General features: G+C 60.6%; 12 protein-coding genes and 2 tRNA genes. 10 read left to right on the top strand and 4 right to left on the bottom strand.

Annotation, left to right across the window (positions count from 1 at the left end; translation table 11 throughout):
* The first annotated feature begins 29 nt into the window (after positions 1-29).
* Positions 30-1,319: an adenylosuccinate synthase gene (locus AB1J88_RS17980; protein WP_003221122.1), complete on the top strand. Its 1,290-nt coding sequence runs from the start codon at positions 30-32 to the stop codon at positions 1,317-1,319.
* Positions 1,320-1,458: 139 nt separating this feature from the next.
* Positions 1,459-3,393: a methyl-accepting chemotaxis protein gene (locus AB1J88_RS17975; RefSeq protein ID WP_041065689.1), complete on the top strand. Its 1,935-nt coding sequence runs from the start codon at positions 1,459-1,461 to the stop codon at positions 3,391-3,393.
* A 79-nt stretch (positions 3,394-3,472) separates the two neighbouring features.
* Here AB1J88_RS17975 and AB1J88_RS17970 read toward each other — a convergent pair whose 3' ends face one another.
* The 4 genes from AB1J88_RS17970 to AB1J88_RS17955 all read right to left on the bottom strand — a co-directional run bounded on the left by AB1J88_RS17970 (position 3,473) and on the right by AB1J88_RS17955 (position 6,685).
* Positions 3,473-5,038: an ABC transporter permease gene (locus AB1J88_RS17970; RefSeq protein WP_095667686.1), complete on the bottom strand. Its 1,566-nt coding sequence runs from the start codon at positions 5,036-5,038 to the stop codon at positions 3,473-3,475.
* Positions 5,038-6,048, bottom strand: coding sequence for an extracellular solute-binding protein (locus AB1J88_RS17965; protein WP_041065682.1), 1,011 nt, complete (start codon positions 6,046-6,048; stop codon positions 5,038-5,040). The genes AB1J88_RS17970 and AB1J88_RS17965 overlap by 1 nt, the downstream gene beginning before the upstream one ends.
* A 282-nt stretch (positions 6,049-6,330) precedes the next feature.
* A tRNA-Leu gene (locus tag AB1J88_RS17960) sits at positions 6,331-6,417 on the bottom strand.
* A 181-nt stretch (positions 6,418-6,598) separates the two neighbouring features.
* Positions 6,599-6,685: transfer RNA gene (locus tag AB1J88_RS17955), tRNA-Leu, on the bottom strand.
* Between the two features lie 225 nt (positions 6,686-6,910).
* On the opposite strand from AB1J88_RS17955, the gene rnr reads away from it, so the two are divergent.
* From rnr to AB1J88_RS17915, 8 genes are all read left to right on the top strand, one after another.
* On the top strand, positions 6,911-9,541 hold the full coding sequence (gene rnr / locus AB1J88_RS17950; RefSeq protein ID WP_430291626.1) for a ribonuclease R: 2,631 nt from the start codon (positions 6,911-6,913) through the stop codon (positions 9,539-9,541).
* A complete protein-coding gene (rlmB, locus tag AB1J88_RS17945) occupies positions 9,538-10,302 on the top strand; it encodes a 23S rRNA (guanosine(2251)-2'-O)-methyltransferase RlmB (RefSeq protein WP_047290988.1) in 765 nt (254 codons plus the stop codon). Before rnr ends, rlmB begins: the two co-directional genes overlap by 4 nt.
* Before the next feature lie 313 nt (positions 10,303-10,615).
* Positions 10,616-11,038: a 30S ribosomal protein S6 gene (gene rpsF, locus AB1J88_RS17940; protein WP_003221133.1), complete on the top strand. Its 423-nt coding sequence runs from the start codon at positions 10,616-10,618 to the stop codon at positions 11,036-11,038.
* A 28-nt stretch (positions 11,039-11,066) separates the two neighbouring features.
* Complete coding sequence (gene rpsR, locus AB1J88_RS17935) at positions 11,067-11,297, top strand: 30S ribosomal protein S18 (protein WP_002551829.1); 231 nt, start codon at positions 11,067-11,069, stop codon at positions 11,295-11,297.
* Between the two features lie 36 nt (positions 11,298-11,333).
* Positions 11,334-12,227, top strand: a complete 894-nt coding sequence (locus tag AB1J88_RS17930; protein ID WP_145596121.1) for a hypothetical protein — start codon at positions 11,334-11,336, stop codon at positions 12,225-12,227.
* A 19-nt stretch (positions 12,228-12,246) separates the two neighbouring features.
* Positions 12,247-12,693 carry a 50S ribosomal protein L9 gene (rplI, locus tag AB1J88_RS17925; protein WP_003186385.1) on the top strand — a complete coding sequence of 149 codons (447 nt, stop codon included), beginning with the start codon at positions 12,247-12,249 and terminating at the stop codon, positions 12,691-12,693.
* 120 nt (positions 12,694-12,813) lie between these two features.
* Positions 12,814-14,211 carry a replicative DNA helicase gene (dnaB, locus tag AB1J88_RS17920; RefSeq protein WP_041065665.1) on the top strand — a complete coding sequence of 466 codons (1,398 nt, stop codon included), beginning with the start codon at positions 12,814-12,816 and terminating at the stop codon, positions 14,209-14,211.
* Between the two features lie 203 nt (positions 14,212-14,414).
* The gene (locus AB1J88_RS17915) at positions 14,415-16,718 is read left to right on the top strand and encodes a YgiQ family radical SAM protein (protein WP_041065663.1); all 2,304 of its coding nucleotides are present in this window, start codon (positions 14,415-14,417) and stop codon (positions 16,716-16,718) included.
* Positions 16,719-16,989: the final 271 nt, after the last annotated feature.

Raw genomic sequence — 16,989 nt, 5'->3', positions numbered from 1 at the left:
CCAAGTTTGCGCGAATGAGGACAAGTGTTATGGGTAAGAATGTCGTAGTCCTGGGCACCCAATGGGGTGATGAGGGCAAAGGCAAGATCGTTGATCTGCTGACCGAACATGCTGCCGCCGTAGTGCGCTACCAAGGTGGCCACAACGCTGGCCACACCCTGGTGATCGACGGCGAAAAAACCGTCTTGCACCTGATCCCGTCGGGCGTGCTGCGCGAAGGCGTGCAGTGCCTGATCGGCAACGGCGTGGTGGTTGCACCTGACGCCCTGCTGCGTGAGATCACCAAGCTGGAAGAGAAAGGCGTGCCGGTGCGCGAGCGCCTGCGTATCAGCCCGTCCTGCCCGCTGATCCTGTCCTTCCACGTGGCGCTGGACCAGGCCCGTGAAAAAGCCCGTGGCGAGCTGAAGATCGGTACCACCGGTCGCGGCATCGGCCCGGCTTACGAAGACAAGGTTGCACGCCGTGGCCTGCGCGTCGGCGACCTGCTGAACATGCCGCGTTTCGAAGACAAGCTGCGTGAACTGGTGGATTACCACAACTTCATGCTGGTCGGTTACTACAAAGAGCCGGCCATCGAGTTCGAAAAGACCCTGGCCGAGTGCAAGGAATACGCCGAGCTGCTCAAGCCGCTGATGCTCGACGTGACTGCCGAGCTGCACGACCTGCGTCGCGCCGGCAAAGACATCATGTTCGAAGGTGCTCAGGGTTCGCTGCTCGACATCGACCACGGTACCTACCCGTACGTGACCAGTTCCAACACCACCGCCGGTGGCGTGGCGACCGGTTCGGGCGTTGGCCCGATGTTCCTCGACTACATCCTGGGCATTACCAAGGCTTACACCACTCGCGTCGGTTCGGGTCCATTCCCGACTGAGCTGTTCGACGACGTGGGCGCGCACCTGGCCAAGCAAGGTCACGAGTTCGGCGCGACCACCGGCCGTGCCCGTCGTTGCGGCTGGTTCGACGCCGTTATCCTGCGTCGCGCCATCGATGTGAACAGCATCTCGGGCATCTGCCTGACCAAGCTGGACGTCCTCGATGGTCTGGAAACCATCAACATCTGCACCGGCTACAAGGACGCGCAAGGCAATGCCGTGGCGCCGACCGACGCTGACAGCTACGTGGGCCTGCAGCCTGTGTACGAAGAAGTGCCGGGCTGGACCGAATCGACCGTGGGTGCCAAAACCCTGGAAGAGCTGCCAGCTAACGCTCGTGCCTACATCAAACGCGTTGAAGAGTTGATCGGCGCGCCGATCGACATTATTTCGACGGGGCCGGATCGCAACGAAACCATCGTTCTGCGTCATCCGTTCGCTTGATAAGTCGTTGATGTAAAAAACAAAGGCCCCTTAATCGGGGCCTTTGTCGTTTATGCCTGTTGGACGGCATGACCTTTGCTGTAAATCTTCCTACAAGAGTGCCATCAAATTAATGGCGTCAGACGTAGAGGGATTCACAGTGTCGGCCGTTCTCTCACTGTTACAAAGCCGTTTGTTGCGGCCCGTGTTCGTTACCCTTGGTATCGCCCTTTTGGTGCAAGTGCTGGTGGCAGTCGCCCTGACACGAAGCACGGTCACGGCGCTGGAGGCTGATCTCGGCACTCGTCTGGGCGCTGACAGCCAAAAGCTCTCCGGCGAGCTGGAGCAGGCCGGGCGCGAAGTCACCTCAAGCCTCGATAACCTTTCCTCAAGTACCCGGCAGCGTCTGACCGCCGGCCTGTCCGCGCGTCTGAAGGATGAGCAGGCACAACTGCGTGCGACGCTGGAAAAAGACCTGAAGGATTCGGCCAATGACATGGCCCAGTTGCTCGCCTCAGTGGCGCCTCGTGCCATGTGGGACAGCGACGTGCCAACCCTGTCGGAATTCGCCCGCCGCGCCCAGCGTAACCCCAACGTGTTGTTCGTGGTTTACGACGACGCCACCGGACAACACCTGACGCGTTATCTCAATCGCGAAAACCCGATCAACAAAGCCCTGCTGGAAAAAGGTCAGGGCGAGCGTGCGCTGGACAAGGTACTGGACGCGGCGAAGAACGATCCGTCGGTCTACTACCTCGAAGCGTCGATCAACCCTAACGGCGTGGAAATCGGCAAGGTGCTGATGGGCGTCTCGACCGCGTCGGTGGAAACCGATCTGGCGGCGCTCGACCAGCGCTTCTCGGCGCTGATCGCCAGCAGCGATCAATTGGTGGGCGACAGCCTCAAGGGCGCAGCAGCGGACAGCGCGACAGCCATGCAGGCACGCCTGCAGTCCGCGCAATCCACCGCTGCCGAAATGAAAGCCAATACCAGCAGCACTGTGCAGGATGCCGCCGCGACCTTGCGCTGGCGGATCGGCATGGGCCTGGCGCTCGTCGGTTGTGGCGTGCTGTTGTTGCTGGCGGTGGTGCTCGGGCACCGGGTAGTCAATCGCTTGAAGATGCTCAATGCGGCGATGGACGATCTGGCGGCAGGCGAGGGCGACCTGACCAAGCGCGTGCAGATCAACAGCAAGGACGAAATCGGCGACATGGCCTCGGCAGTCAATCGCTTTGTGGATAAGTTACAGCCGATCGTGCGTGAGGCGGGCGATGTGGCCCAGCGTACCGGCGTGGAAATCGGCGCCATGACCCTGCGCAATGCCGGTGCCGACGCCGCGGCCGGGATGCAGCGTGATGAAGTGGCGGAGAGCCTGCGCGCGCTGTCGCAAATGGCTGACGAGGCGCAATCGGAAAGCCATGCCATGCAGGCGGCGTTGAAGCAGGTGGTGGATATTCGCCAGGCCACCGATGAAAATACTCGCACCTCGGCGAAGGTCGGCAGTTTGATCGAGGCGCTGGCCGGGCAGGTCGATACCGGGGCGAAAGTCATCGAACGACTGGCGCAGCAGAGCGAACAGATTGAAGTGGTGTTGACGGTGATTCACGGCATCGCCGAGCAGACCAACCTGTTGGCCTTGAACGCGGCGATCGAAGCGGCGCGGGCCGGTGAGACCGGGCGCGGTTTTGCGGTGGTCGCCGATGAAGTGCGCGCCCTGGCGAGCAAGACGCAAAGCTCGACGGGCGATATCCAGGCGCACATCGTCGCGTTGCAGCAAGGTGCGCGTGAGGCGGTCGAGGCGATTGGTCAGGCCGGGCGGCAGGCCAGCGAAGGTTTGCTGGTGTTACGCGACAGCGCACGGTTGCAGCAGTCGGTGCAGGCTTCGGTCGAGCAGGTGCATGCGGCGATCGGTCTGGCGACGCAGGCAGCGGCGCATCAGGCGCAGGGCGCGCAGGCAGTGCGCGGGCGGGTCGAGACGATCCATGCTCAGGCCGAGAAAGCGGCGCAGGCGGTGGTGGAAACCACGGCCAGTGGCAAGGTGCTGGATGGGTTGGCGGCGCAGTTGAAGGCCAGCCTCGGACAGTTCAGGGCTTAAATCAAAAGATCGCAGCCTGCGGCAGCTCCTACAGGGAAATGCAAATCCCCATGTAGGAGCTGTCGCAGGCTGCGATCTTTTAGCGGCTCAGATACATCCGCGTCGTCAGCAGATACACCGGCAACCCCGACACCACAATCAACAGCGCCGCATAAGGCGCCGCCGCCGCAAATTCGACATTCGCGGTATGCGCCCAGACCTCGGTTGCCAACGTGTTAAGCCCGGTAGGGCTCAGCAGCAGCGTCGCCGTCAGTTCCTTCATCGCATCCAGAAACACCAGCGCAAACGCCGCACCCAAGGCCGGGAAAATGATCGGCAGGGTCACCCGGCAAAACGCGGTGAACGACGAGGCCCCCAACGTGCGTGCCGCTTCTTCCAACTGCGGCGCGGCCTTGTTCAGTGCCGTGCGAATCGGCGCCTGCGCCAGCGGCAGAAACAGCAGCGCATAGGCGATCAGCAGTAACGCCGACGTCTGGTACAGCGCCGGCACGTAATGCAGGGCGAAATACACCAGCGTCAACGCAATCACCAGGCCCGGCAAGGCGTGGAGCAGATACGGCAGGCGCTCGGCCCAGAGCGCCAGTTGGCCCTTATAACGCACCACCAGCAGTCCGACCGGCACCGCCAGCAGCAGGCACAGCGCCGCGCCACCGAGCGACAAGGCCAGTGAAGACAGCAGCGCCTCTGTGATCGCTGCGACCGGGAAGGCTGCCGATGAGCCAACCGCCAGCCAGTACGCGAGCATGCCCAGCGGAATTCCGCTGCCGACAATCGCCAGCAACAGGCAATACAACTGACCGACAATAGCCCACGGCCCCAATCGCACTTGCTCGGCCTGACGTGCCGCGCCCTGGCCTGTGCGCACATGGCGGCCCTTGCCGCGGACACGCAACTCCAGCCACAGCAGCATCAGACACAGCGCGAGCAGCACCGCCGAAAGCATCGCCGCGTTGGCGTTGCTGAATTCCAGTTCGAATTGCTGATAGATCGCGGTGGTGAAGGTTTGCAGGCCGATGATCGACAGCGCGCCGAACTCGACCAGCATGTGCAGGGCAATCAGCAGCGAACCGGCCAGCAGCGATGGCCAGAGCAGCGGCAGGGTGACGCGGAAAAACACGCCCCAGCGGTTCTGTCCCAAGGTGCGAGCCGATTCTTCAAGGGACGGATCAAGGTTGCGCAGGGTTGCCGCGACCGGCAGAAAGATCAACGGATACTTCGACAGGCTCATCACCAGAATCGCCCCGCCGAGGCCTTCGAACTGTGCGCTCAACGATACCCAGGTAAAGCTGCTGACGAACGCCGGCACCGCGAACGGCAGGCACAGAATCACGCCCCACAGGCGTCGTCCCGGCAGATTGCTGCGCTCCAGCAGCCACGCCAGTGACAGGCCGATCACGCCGCAAGTCAGCGTCACGCCAACCATCAACGCCAGCGTGTTGCGCAGCAGGCCAAACACATAGGGGCGCCACAGCAAGTGCAGCGCCTCGGCCCAACCAGCCTGCCAGGCTTTCAGACCGACATAGGCCAGCGGCAACAGGCTCAGCACCACCAGTAATAAAACCGGCAGCACCAGCCAGATCGATGGCCGCTTGCGTCGTGGCACGTAACCCCCGCGCGCGGCGGGGGCGGATAACGATGCGGCCATCAGTTCAGGCCAACTTCACGTTCCAGCTCCAGGGCTTCCTCGGCGTTGCCCAAATCGGCCGGGGTCACGTTCGGCGCTTGCAGTTCGCTGAATGGCTTGAGGCCGCGATCCGATTCCATGCCCTTGTGCAGCGGGTATTCGGCGGTGGTCTGGGTGATCACGCGCTGACCTTCTTCGCTGGCCATGTAGGCAAGGAATTGCTGAGCTTCTTTTGGGTGTTTGCTGGATTTCAGTACGGCAGCACTGGACACGGTGATCAGTCCGCCGACATCGCCGCCGGTGAAGTAATGCAGTTTCGAGTCGAGTTTGCCTTTCTCACGCTGCAGGGCGAACCAGTAGTAGTTGTTCACCAGCACCGTGGCGACTTCGCCGTTTTCCACGGCTTTGAGGGCGACCATGTTGTTGCTGTAGGTCTTGCCGAAAGCGCGCAGGCCGGTCAGCCATTCTTCGGCGGCGTCGCGACCGTGCATCTTGATGATCGCCACGGCTTGTTCCTGGAATGCGCCGCTGGTCGGGACGAATCCGACTTTGCCTTGCCACTTCGGATCGGAGAATTCCATCACCGACTTCGGCAGGTCTTTCTCATCGACCAGTTTCGGGTTGTAGGCCACTACGCGAACCCGCGCGGTGACACCGATCCAGGTGCCGTTGCCGGCAACGTATTGTTTCGGTAGCACGGCCAGCGTGGCGTCATCGGTCTTGGCCAGCAGGCCTTGCTCGCCGAGATTGTTCAGTGGTGGGGATTCTTCGGTGTAGATCACGTCGGCGGGGGAACGGTCGCCTTCTTCGATGACCTGGCTGGCGAGCTGGTTGCTGCTGCCCTTGCGTACGTTGACGTGAATGCCGGTCTTGGCCTCGAAAGCCTTGGCGATCGCATCGCCGACTTCCTTGTGTTGACCGTTGTAGAGCGTCAGGGAAACCGCATCGGCTGCCTGGGTGAGGGGAGTGGCGAGTGCCAGGCCGAGCAGGGTGAAGGTCAAGCCGCGGCGCAGGGTATTTCGAAACATCATTCGCAGGGTTCCTCACTGTCGCATTGCAAAAACTTGCAACAATGATAAACGATATTGTTTCTCAAGTGCGCCTTGCGGGCTGCCGCCAGCTCTGGTACGGCGCATTCGCAGAAATGTAGGAGCTGCCGAAGGCTGCGATCTTTTGATCTTTTTTTAAAAGCAAAGATCGCAGCCTTCGGCAGCTCCTACAGTGGCGGGGCGCAAGTTTTCAAACGCCAGAAACGCAAAAACCCGCTTTCGCGGGTTTTTGGGGAACTCAACGTCGTAACCTTGAGTTTGAATTGGTGCCCAGAAGAAGACTCGAACTTCCACGACCGTAAGGTCACCAGCACCTGAAGCTGGCGTGTCTACCAATTTCACCATCTGGGCATTCATCGCGAGCGTTGCCGCTGTTGATGTGGCGCACTATACGGAGCGCTTTTTGATCTGTAAACCCCTGATTTAATTTTAATTAATCGGGTTTGACAAAACCGTTCCCCGGAATGCAAAAAACCCGCTTTCGCGGGTTTTTGTGTGAGTCTTGAAACTGTTCTAGTCTCAAACTCGAAATTGGTGCCCAGGAGAAGACTCGAACTTCCACGACCGTAAGGTCACCAGCACCTGAAGCTGGCGTGTCTACCAATTTCACCACCTGGGCATCTCGTCAACGTGTGTACGTCGTCGATGGCGCGCACTATACGGAGCGCCTTTTTAACTGTAAACCCCCGGCAGCAAAAAAAATGATTTTTTTTACCGGCGGTGTTCAAAAGGGCTTTCAGGCGTCGATACAAGGCTTCAGAAGGGCCTTATAGAGTCGGAAATTTCCCGTTTGATGACGCCTATGCCAAACTAACCCGCATATAGACAAGGTGAAAACTCTCTAATGGCCGATTGGCAGTCCCTCGATCCCGAGGCCGCTCGTGAAGCGGAAAAATATGAAAACCCTATTCCCAGCCGCGAACTGATCCTTCAGCACCTTGCTGATCGGGGTTCGCCTGCTGCCCGCGAGCAACTGGTCGAAGAGTTTGGTCTGACCACGGAAGACCAGATCGAAGCCCTGCGCCGCCGCCTGCGCGCCATGGAGCGCGACGCTCAACTGATCTACACCCGCCGTGGCACCTATGCACCGGTAGACAAGCTCGACCTGATCCTCGGTCGCATCAGCGGTCACCGTGACGGCTTCGGCTTCCTGGTGCCGGACGACGGCAGCGAAGATTTGTTCATGAGCCCGGCGCAAATGCGTCTGGTGTTCGACGGTGACCGTGCCCTGGCTCGGGTTTCCGGTCTCGACCGTCGCGGTCGCCGGGAAGGCGTGATCGTCGAAGTGGTGTCCCGTGCCCACGAGAGTATCGTTGGTCGCTACTTCGAAGAAGGCGGCATCGGTTTCGTCGTTGCCGACAATCCGAAGATTCAGCAGGAAGTGCTGGTGACGCCAGGTCGCAACGCCAACGCGCAAATCGGTCAGTTCGTCGAGGTGAAAATCACCCACTGGCCGACGCCGCGCTTCCAGCCGCAAGGCGATGTGATCGAAGTGGTCGGCAACTACATGGCGCCGGGCATGGAAATCGATGTCGCGCTGCGTACCTACGACATTCCGCACGTCTGGCCTGAAGCAGTGCTGAAAGAAGCCGCCAAGCTCAAGCCTGAAGTCGAAGAAAAAGACAAAGAGAAGCGTGTCGATCTGCGCCATCTGCCGTTCGTCACCATCGACGGCGAAGATGCCCGCGACTTCGACGACGCGGTCTACTGCGAAGCCAAGCCGGGCAAACTGCGTCTGTTCTCCGGCGGCTGGAAGTTGTACGTGGCAATTGCCGACGTTTCCAGCTACGTGAAGATCGGTTCGGCGCTGGACAACGAAGCCCAGGTGCGCGGCAACTCGGTGTACTTCCCCGAGCGCGTGGTGCCGATGCTGCCTGAGCAGCTGTCCAACGGCCTGTGCTCGCTGAACCCGCATGTCGACCGTCTGGCCATGGTTTGCGAGATGACCATCTCCAAGTCCGGCGAAATGACCGACTACTGCTTCTACGAAGCGGTGATCCATTCCCACGCCCGTCTGACCTACAACAAGGTCAGCGCGATGCTGGAAACCCCGAAAGCCACCGAAGCACGCAAGCTTCGTGGCGAATACACCGACGTGGTGCCGCACCTCAAGCAGCTCTATGCGCTGTACAAAGTGTTGCTGGCTGCCCGTCACGTGCGTGGCGCGATCGATTTCGAAACCCAGGAAACCCGGATCATCTTCGGTTCCGAGCGCAAAATTGCCGAAATCCGTCCGACCACCCGCAACGATGCGCACAAGCTGATCGAGGAATGCATGCTGGCGGCCAACGTGGCCACCGCCGAATTCCTCAAGAAGCACGAAATCCCTGCGCTGTACCGTGTCCACGACGGCCCGCCACCGGAGCGTCTGGAAAAACTGCGCGCCTTCCTCGGCGAGCTCGGCCTGTCCCTGCACAAAGGCAAGGAAGGACCGTCGCCGAAGGACTATCAGGCCCTGTTGGCGAGCATCAAGGACCGTCCGGACTTCCATCTGATCCAGACCGTGATGCTGCGCTCCCTGAGCCAGGCGGTGTACAGCGCCCAGAACGAAGGTCACTTCGGTCTGAACTACGAGGCCTATACCCACTTCACCTCGCCGATCCGTCGCTATCCGGACCTGCTCACGCATCGCGCGATCCGCAGCGTGATCCATTCGAAGCAGGACACGCCGCACGTTCGCCGCGCAGGGGCGATGACCATTCCGAAGGCGCGCATCTATCCGTACGACGAAGCGGCGCTGGAGCAACTCGGCGAGCAGTGCTCGATGAGCGAGCGCCGTGCCGACGAGGCCACCCGCGACGTGGTGAACTGGCTCAAGTGCGAGTTCATGAAGGATCGCGTCGGCGAATCGTTCCCAGGCGTGATCACGGCGGTGACCGGTTTTGGTCTGTTCGTCGAGCTGACCGACATCTATGTCGAAGGCTTGGTGCACGTCACCGCGCTGCCGGGCGATTACTACCACTTTGATCCTGTGCATCACCGCCTGGCGGGCGAGCGCACCGGTCGCAGTTTCCGTCTCGGCGATACCGTTGAAGTGCGCGTGATGCGCGTCGACCTCGACGAGCGCAAGATCGACTTCGAGATGGCCGAAAAAACCATCAGCGCACCGATTGGCCGCAAGAAACGTGGCGCCGATACCGCAGCGCCTGCGAGCAAGGCTGTGGAAGACAAGGCTCCGGCCAAAACCGCCAGCCGTCGTCCAGCCAAAGAGAAAGCCGTCGAGGCCTATCGCCCGAGCGATGCCGTGGCGAAAAACGCCGAGCTGCGCAAAAGCCGTGAATTGAAGAAGGCCTTGCTGGCCGAAGCCAAAAGCGGTGGTAAAGCGGCGTCTGGGGGAAAGACCGGGCGGTCGGCGCCTGACAAGGCCGTCGGCGGCAAACCAGCCAAACCGAGCAAACACCGTAAAGGCCCGCCGAAAGCGGGTTCGGCTCCAGCCAAAAGTGGCGGGTCGCGTAAACCGAAGGCGAAGTCATGAGTCAGTTGGAAAAAATCTACGGCGTTCACGCGGTAGAAGCGTTGCTGCGTCACCACCCGAAACGCGTCAAGCAGATCTGGCTGGCCGAAAGCCGCAATGATCCGCGCGTGCAGACCCTGATCGAACTGGCCAATGAAAATCGTGTGCAGATCGGTCAGGCCGAGCGCCGCGAAATGGACGCCTGGGTTGAAGGCGTGCATCAGGGCGTGGTGGCGGAGGTCAGTCCGAGCCAGGTCTGGGGCGAGGCGATGCTCGACGAGCTGCTCGACCGCACCGAAGGCGCACCGTTGTTGCTGGTGCTCGACGGCGTGACCGACCCGCACAACCTCGGCGCTTGCCTGCGTTCGGCGGATGCTGCCGGCGCGCTGGCGGTGATCGTGCCCAAGGACAAGTCGGCAACCCTGACGCCCGTGGTGCGTAAAGTGGCCTGCGGCGCGGCGGAAGTGATTCCGCTGGTGGCGGTGACCAACCTGGCGCGCACTCTGGAAAAGCTCCAGCAGCGCGGTCTGTGGGTTGTCGGCACGGCGGGTGAGGCCGAGGTCAGCATTTATGACCAGGACCTGACCGGCCCGACCATCCTGATCATGGGCGCCGAAGGCAAAGGCATGCGTCGCCTGACTCGCGAGCACTGCGACTATCTGGTGAACCTGCCGATGGCCGGCAGCGTCAGCAGCCTTAACGTGTCCGTGGCCACCGGTGTGTGCCTGTTCGAAGCGCAGCGTCAACGCGGCGCCAAGGCCAAAGTTGCCGCGAAGAAGTAGTCTTGAGCTGAAATCGGTTCAAATGTGGGAGCAAGCCTGCTCGCGAAAGGGGTGTGTCAGACGACAATAATGTTGCCTGATAGATCGCATTCGCGAGCAGGCTCGCTCCCACAGTGTTTTGTGTCAGGTCGAAGATCGGTGATTGTTCAAATAATCACCAATTGCCTTGCACCTCTGCAGTCCCTTCTCTACAATTGCGCCCCTTGCTGTGACGGCAGGCACGCATGTGCCCCGCGCCAGCAAGTCCATAAGTGTCATTCACTCCTTGTCTGACCGTTTTTGAGCGGCAGGCTACAACCCGTAAGGAGCATTCATGCGTCATTACGAAATCATCTTTCTGGTCCACCCTGACCAGAGCGAGCAAGTCGGCGGCATGGTTGAGCGTTACACCAAGCTGATCGAAGAAGACGGCGGCAAAATCCACCGTCTGGAAGACTGGGGCCGTCGTCAACTGGCCTACGCAATCAACAATGTTCACAAGGCTCACTACGTGATGCTGAACGTTGAGTGCACTGGCAAGGCCCTGGCCGAGCTGGAAGACAACTTCCGCTACAACGATGCTGTGATCCGTAACCTGGTCATCCGTCGCGACGAAGCCGTTACCGGCCAGTCCGAGATGCTCAAGGCTGAAGAAAACCGCAGTGAGCGCCGTGAGCGTCGCGACCGTCCTGAGCACTCCGACGCTGATGGCGTTGAGGGTGATGACAGCGACAACAGCGATAACGCTGACGAGTAATCCACGGACCTTTTAAGGAGCCTATCAAATGGCACGTTTCTTCCGTCGTCGTAAATTCTGCCGCTTCACCGCTGAAGACGTGAAAGAGATCGATTACAAAGATCTCAACACTCTGAAAGCCTACGTATCCGAGACCGGCAAAATCGTTCCAAGCCGCATCACCGGTACCAAAGCTCGTTATCAGCGTCAGCTGGCCACCGCTATCAAGCGCGCCCGCTTCCTGGCCCTGCTGGCCTACACCGACAGCCACGGCCGCTGAGACCGGGCAGTCGACAAGTAGCAAAGGATTGAATGCATGCGTGCCTTAGCTGAGTTCATCATGCGCGGCCGTATGCAGGCCACTCTCGTAGTGGCCGGGTGTGCAACATTGCCGTTGTTGTATTGGTTGGGTGCTGCCGCCGGGAGCCTGGTGCTTCTGCGGCGCGGACTGACGGACGCCATTGGCGTCCTGTCCCTGGGGCTGCTGCCGGCATTGATCTGGTGGCTGTATGCCGATGATCCGCGGGCACTTCTGGTGCTGCTGGGGTCTTCGGGGCTTGCGTTGGTGTTGCGCGCAAGCGAATCCTGGGTCCGCACGCTGCTGGTCAGCGTAGTGATTGGAGTGGTGTTTTCTGTGGTGCTCGGGGCAGCGTTTGCGGCCCAGATCGAGATGCTCGCGCAGGCCTTGATAAAGGTCATGCCGGCGCTTCTTGGTGAAACCTACAAGCAATTGTCGGTCGATGAGCAAGCGCGTTTCGCGTCCCTGATTGCACCGGTCCTGACCGGACTGATTGCGGCCTTGTTGCAGATCGTCAGCGTGCTGAGCCTGATTGTCGGGCGTCATTGGCAGGCGTTGTTGTACAACCCGGGTGGTTTTGGTCGCGAGTTTCGCGCCATCCGGATCCCGCTGGGGCCGGCGATGTTGCTGCTGGCGTTGATGCTTCTGGGCCCGAATCTCGGTGCACAGATGGCCATGTTGACGCCGTTGTGCAGTGTACCGCTGGTGTTCGCCGGACTGGCCCTGATTCACGGGCTGGTCGGGCAGAAGCGACTGGCCGGTTTCTGGCTGGTGGGGTTGTACGTCACGCTGCTGTTGTTCATGCAGCTGCTCTATCCGTTGCTCGTGGTTCTGGCCATTGTCGACAGCCTGATTGATTTTCGCGGTCGTCACGTGTCGAAAGGCACCGATAACGCGAACGGTGAAGGTTAAAAGTTAAGAGGATTTCCACATGCAACTGATCCTTCTGGAAAAAATCGCCAACCTGGGCAACCTGGGCGACAAAGTAAACGTTAAGGCCGGTTACGGCCGTAACTACCTGCTGCCTTTCGGCAAAGCTACCGCTGCGACCGCTGCCAACCTGGCTGCGTTCGAAGAGCGTCGCGCTGAGCTGGAAAAAGCCGCCGCAGACCGTAAAGCATCGGCTGAAAGCCGTGCTGCCCAACTGGCCGAGCTGGAAGTGACCATCACTGCCACCGCTGGCGACGAAGGCAAGCTGTTCGGTTCGATCGGTACTCACGACATCGCTGACGCACTGACCGCCTCCGGCGTTGAAGTTGCGAAAAGCGAAGTTCGTCTGCCGAACGGCACCATCCGCAACGTGGGTGAATTCGACGTGGCTGTGCACCTGCACGCCGAAGTTGAAGCCACCGTACGCGTTGTCGTGGTAGCAGCTTAAGCAATACTTGTCGGCTGGCACCCTCGGGTGCTAGCCGGTAACATCGGGCACGATCCTGTTTACAGGTCGTGCCCTTTGTCTTTCTGGTACTCCCGTTTTCAACCCTGACTCCAAGTGGCCATGAACGAAATCACCGCTCCCGAGCAATACGATCTGCAAACCGCCGCGCTGAAAGTGCCGCCGCATTCCATCGAGGCCGAACAGGCTGTACTCGGTGGTCTGATGCTGGACAACAACGCCTGGGAACGCGTGCTCGATCAAGTCTCCGACGGCGATTTCTACCGGCATGACCACCGCCTGATCTTCCGTGCGATCGCCAAACTGGCCGATCAGAACATGCCGATCGACGTCGTGACCCTTGCCGAGCAACTGGACAAGGAAGGTCAGACGTCTCAGGTTGGCGGCCTCGGTTACCTCGGCGAGCTGGCGAAAAACACGCCGTCCGTTGCCAACATCAAGGCCTATGCGCAGATCGTTCGCCAGCGGGCGACGTTGCGCCAACTGATCGGCATCAGCACCGAAATCGCCGACGCCGCCTTCAACCCCGAAGGTCGTACCGCCGAAGAGATCCTCGACGAGGCCGAACGGCAGATCTTCCAGATCGCCGAGGCGCGCCCCAAGACCGGCGGGCCGGTGGGCGTCAACGAACTGTTGACCAAGGCCATCGATCGCATCGACACCCTGTTCAACACCGCCGACTCGATCACCGGCCTGTCCACCGGTTATACCGACCTTGACGAGAAGACCAGCGGCCTGCAACCGGCCGACCTGATCATCGTCGCCGGCCGTCCGTCGATGGGTAAGACCACCTTCGCCATGAACCTGGTGGAAAACGCCGTACTGCGCAGCGACAAGGCGGTGCTGGTGTACTCCCTCGAGATGCCAGGCGAATCGCTGATCATGCGTATGCTTTCGTCCCTGGGGCGTATCGATCAGACCAAAGTGCGTTCCGGCCAGCTGGAAGACGACGACTGGCCGCGCCTGACCTCGGCGGTCAATCTGCTCAACGACCGCAAGCTGTTCATCGACGATACCGCCGGCATCAGCCCGTCGGAAATGCGTGCGCGAACCCGGCGCCTGGTTCGCGAGCATGGCGATATCGGTCTGATCATGATCGACTACCTGCAACTGATGCAGATTCCCGGCTCCAGCGGCGACAACCGGACCAACGAGATTTCCGAGATCTCGCGATCCCTGAAAGCCCTGGCCAAGGAATTCAACTGCCCGGTGGTGGCGCTGTCGCAGCTCAACCGCTCCCTGGAACAACGTCCCAACAAGCGTCCGGTGAACTCCGACTTGCGGGAATCCGGAGCGATCGAGCAGGACGCCGACGTCATCATGTTCGTGTACCGGGACGAGGTGTATCACCCGGAAACCGAGCACAAGGGCATCGCCGAAATCATCATCGGCAAGCAGCGGAACGGCCCGATCGGCTTTATTCGCCTGGCGTTTATCGGTAAGTACACCCGCTTCGAAAACCTCGCGCCGGGCAGTTACAACTTCGACGACGACGAGTAACGTCGAGCACTTGTGGCGAGGGCGCGTGCTCCCGATCGGCTGTGCAGCAGTCGAATTCTGGGGGCTGCTTCGCAACCCGGCGGGAGCAAGCTCCCTCGCCACAGGTAAAGCACAATTTCCGACCATAGCCGTCGGAATTGGTCAAAATTTGTGCTATATTCCGCGCCCGCGAAATTCAATGAAAGCCAACACCGGTTATCGACATGCAAGCAGCCAAGCCGTTATTTGACTATCCAAAGTACTGGGCCGAATGTTTCGGGCCAGCGCCATTCCTGCCGATGAGCAGGGAGGAGATGGATCAGCTCGGCTGGGATTCCTGCGACATCATCATCGTCACCGGTGATGCCTACGTCGATCACCCGTCGTTCGGCATGGCGATCATCGGCCGGCTGCTGGAGTCTCAAGGCTTCCGCGTCGGGATCATCGCCCAGCCGAACTGGCAGTCCAAAGACGATTTCATGAAGCTCGGCGAGCCGAACCTGTTCTTCGGCGTCGCGGCCGGCAACATGGACTCGATGATCAACCGCTACACCGCGGACAAGAAAATCCGTTCCGACGACGCCTACACGCCGGGTGGCATGGCGGGCAAACGTCCGGACCGCGCGAGCCTGGTCTACAGCCAGCGTTGCAAAGAGGCGTACAAGCATGTGCCGATCGTTCTCGGCGGCATCGAGGCGTCCCTGCGTCGCATCGCCCACTACGACTATTGGCAGGATCGCGTGCGCAACTCGATCCTGATCGACGCCAGCGCTGACATTCTGCTGTACGGCAACGCCGAGCGGGCCATTGTCGAAGTGGCCCAGCGCCTGTCCTATGGGCACAAGATCGAAGACATCACCGATGTGCGCGGCACCGCGTTCATCCGCCGTGACACGCCGCAAGGCTGGTACGAAGTCGACTCCACGCGCATCGACCGTCCGGGCAAGATCGACAAGATCATCAACCCGTACGTGAACACCCAGGACACCCAGGCCTGCGCCATCGAGCAAGAAAAAGGCCCGGTGGACGATCCCGAGGAAGCCAAGGTCGTACAGATTCTGGCCAGCCCGAAGATGACCCGCGACAAGACCGTGATCCGCCTGCCGTCGATGGAAAAGGTGCGTAACGACCCGGTTCTGTACGCCCACGCCAACCGCGTGCTGCACCTGGAAACCAACCCGGGCAACGCCCGCGCGCTGGTGCAGAAACATGGCGAGATCGACGTCTGGTTCAACCCGCCGCCGATTCCGATGACCACTGAAGAAATGGACTACGTGTTCGGCATGCCTTACGCACGGGTTCCGCACCCGGCGTACGGCAAGGAAAAGATCCCGGCCTACGACATGATCCGTTTCTCGGTGAACATCATGCGTGGCTGCTTTGGCGGCTGCACGTTCTGCTCGATCACCGAGCACGAAGGCCGGATCATCCAGAACCGTTCCGAAGAGTCGATCATTCGCGAAATCGAAGAGATCCGCGACAAGGTTCCTGGCTTCACCGGCGTGATCTCCGACCTTGGCGGCCCGACCGCGAACATGTACCGCATCGCCTGCAAGAGCCCGGAAATCGAATCCGCGTGCCGCAAGCCGTCCTGCGTGTTCCCCGGCATCTGCCCGAACCTGAATACCGACCACTCGTCGCTGATTCAGCTGTACCGCAGCGCCCGCGCCTTGCCGGGTGTGAAGAAGATCCTGATTGCCTCCGGCCTGCGTTACGACCTCGCGGTCGAATCGCCGGAGTACGTCAAAGAGCTGGTGACTCACCACGTTGGTGGTTACCTGAAGATCGCCCCGGAACACACCGAGGAAGGTCCGCTCAACCAGATGATGAAACCGGGGATCGGCACTTACGACCGCTTCAAGCGCATGTTCGAGAAGTACACCAAGGAAGCCGGTAAAGAGCAGTACCTGATCCCGTACTTCATCGCTGCGCACCCGGGCACCACCGATGAAGACATGATGAACCTGGCGCTGTGGCTCAAGGGCAACGGGTTCCGTGCCGACCAGGTGCAGGCGTTCTACCCGTCGCCGATGGCCACCGCCACCGCGATGTACCACTCGGGCAAGAACCCGCTGCGCAAGGTCACCTACAAGAGCGACGGTGTGACTATCGTCAAGAGCGAGGAGCAGCGTCGTCTGCACAAGGCGTTCTTGCGTTATCACGACCCGAAAGGCTGGCCGATGCTGCGCGAAGCGCTGACCCGCATGGGCCGCGCCGACCTGATCGGGCCGGGCAAGAACCAGTTGATCCCGCTGCATCAGCCGGCCACCGACAGCTACCAGAGCGCCCGTCGCAAGAACTCGACGCCGGCTGGCAGTCACAAGGTCGCGAAAGAGAAGACCACCAAGATTCTCACCCAGCACACCGGCCTGCCGCCGCGTGCCAGTGACGGTGGCAACCCTTGGGACAAGCGTGAACAAGCCAAGGCTGCGGCGTTTGCCCGCAACCAGCAGGCGGCCAAGGAGCGCAAGGAAGCGGCCAAGGGCAAGGGGCCGAAACCGGCACGCAAGCCCGTCGTTCCGCGCTGAGTCGCTTTTTGTTTCAACAGAACGCCAACCTTCGGGTTGGCGTTTTTTTTCAAGGTCAAAAGATCGCAGCCTTCGGCAGCTCCTACATCGGGTCATGCGTTTCCCTGTAGGAGCTGCCGCAGGCTGCGATCTTTTGATCTTCGCCACATTTAGGCGCAACTTCCTCGAACCATTTCCCCGCATCGCCCGATTTTGGTGCTGTACTGCCCTGAGCATTCCGGGAAAGCGCCCAAGCCTCTGCATGGCATAAGTCTTGCGCGCTTTCGAATAC

Source organism: Pseudomonas sp. S8, from assembly GCF_050473925.1.
Taxonomy (GTDB): Bacteria; Pseudomonadota; Gammaproteobacteria; order Pseudomonadales; family Pseudomonadaceae; genus Aquipseudomonas; species Aquipseudomonas parakoreensis.
The sequence above is the reverse complement of the archived record's forward strand: the minus strand, read 5'-3'. Positions and strand labels throughout refer to the sequence as shown.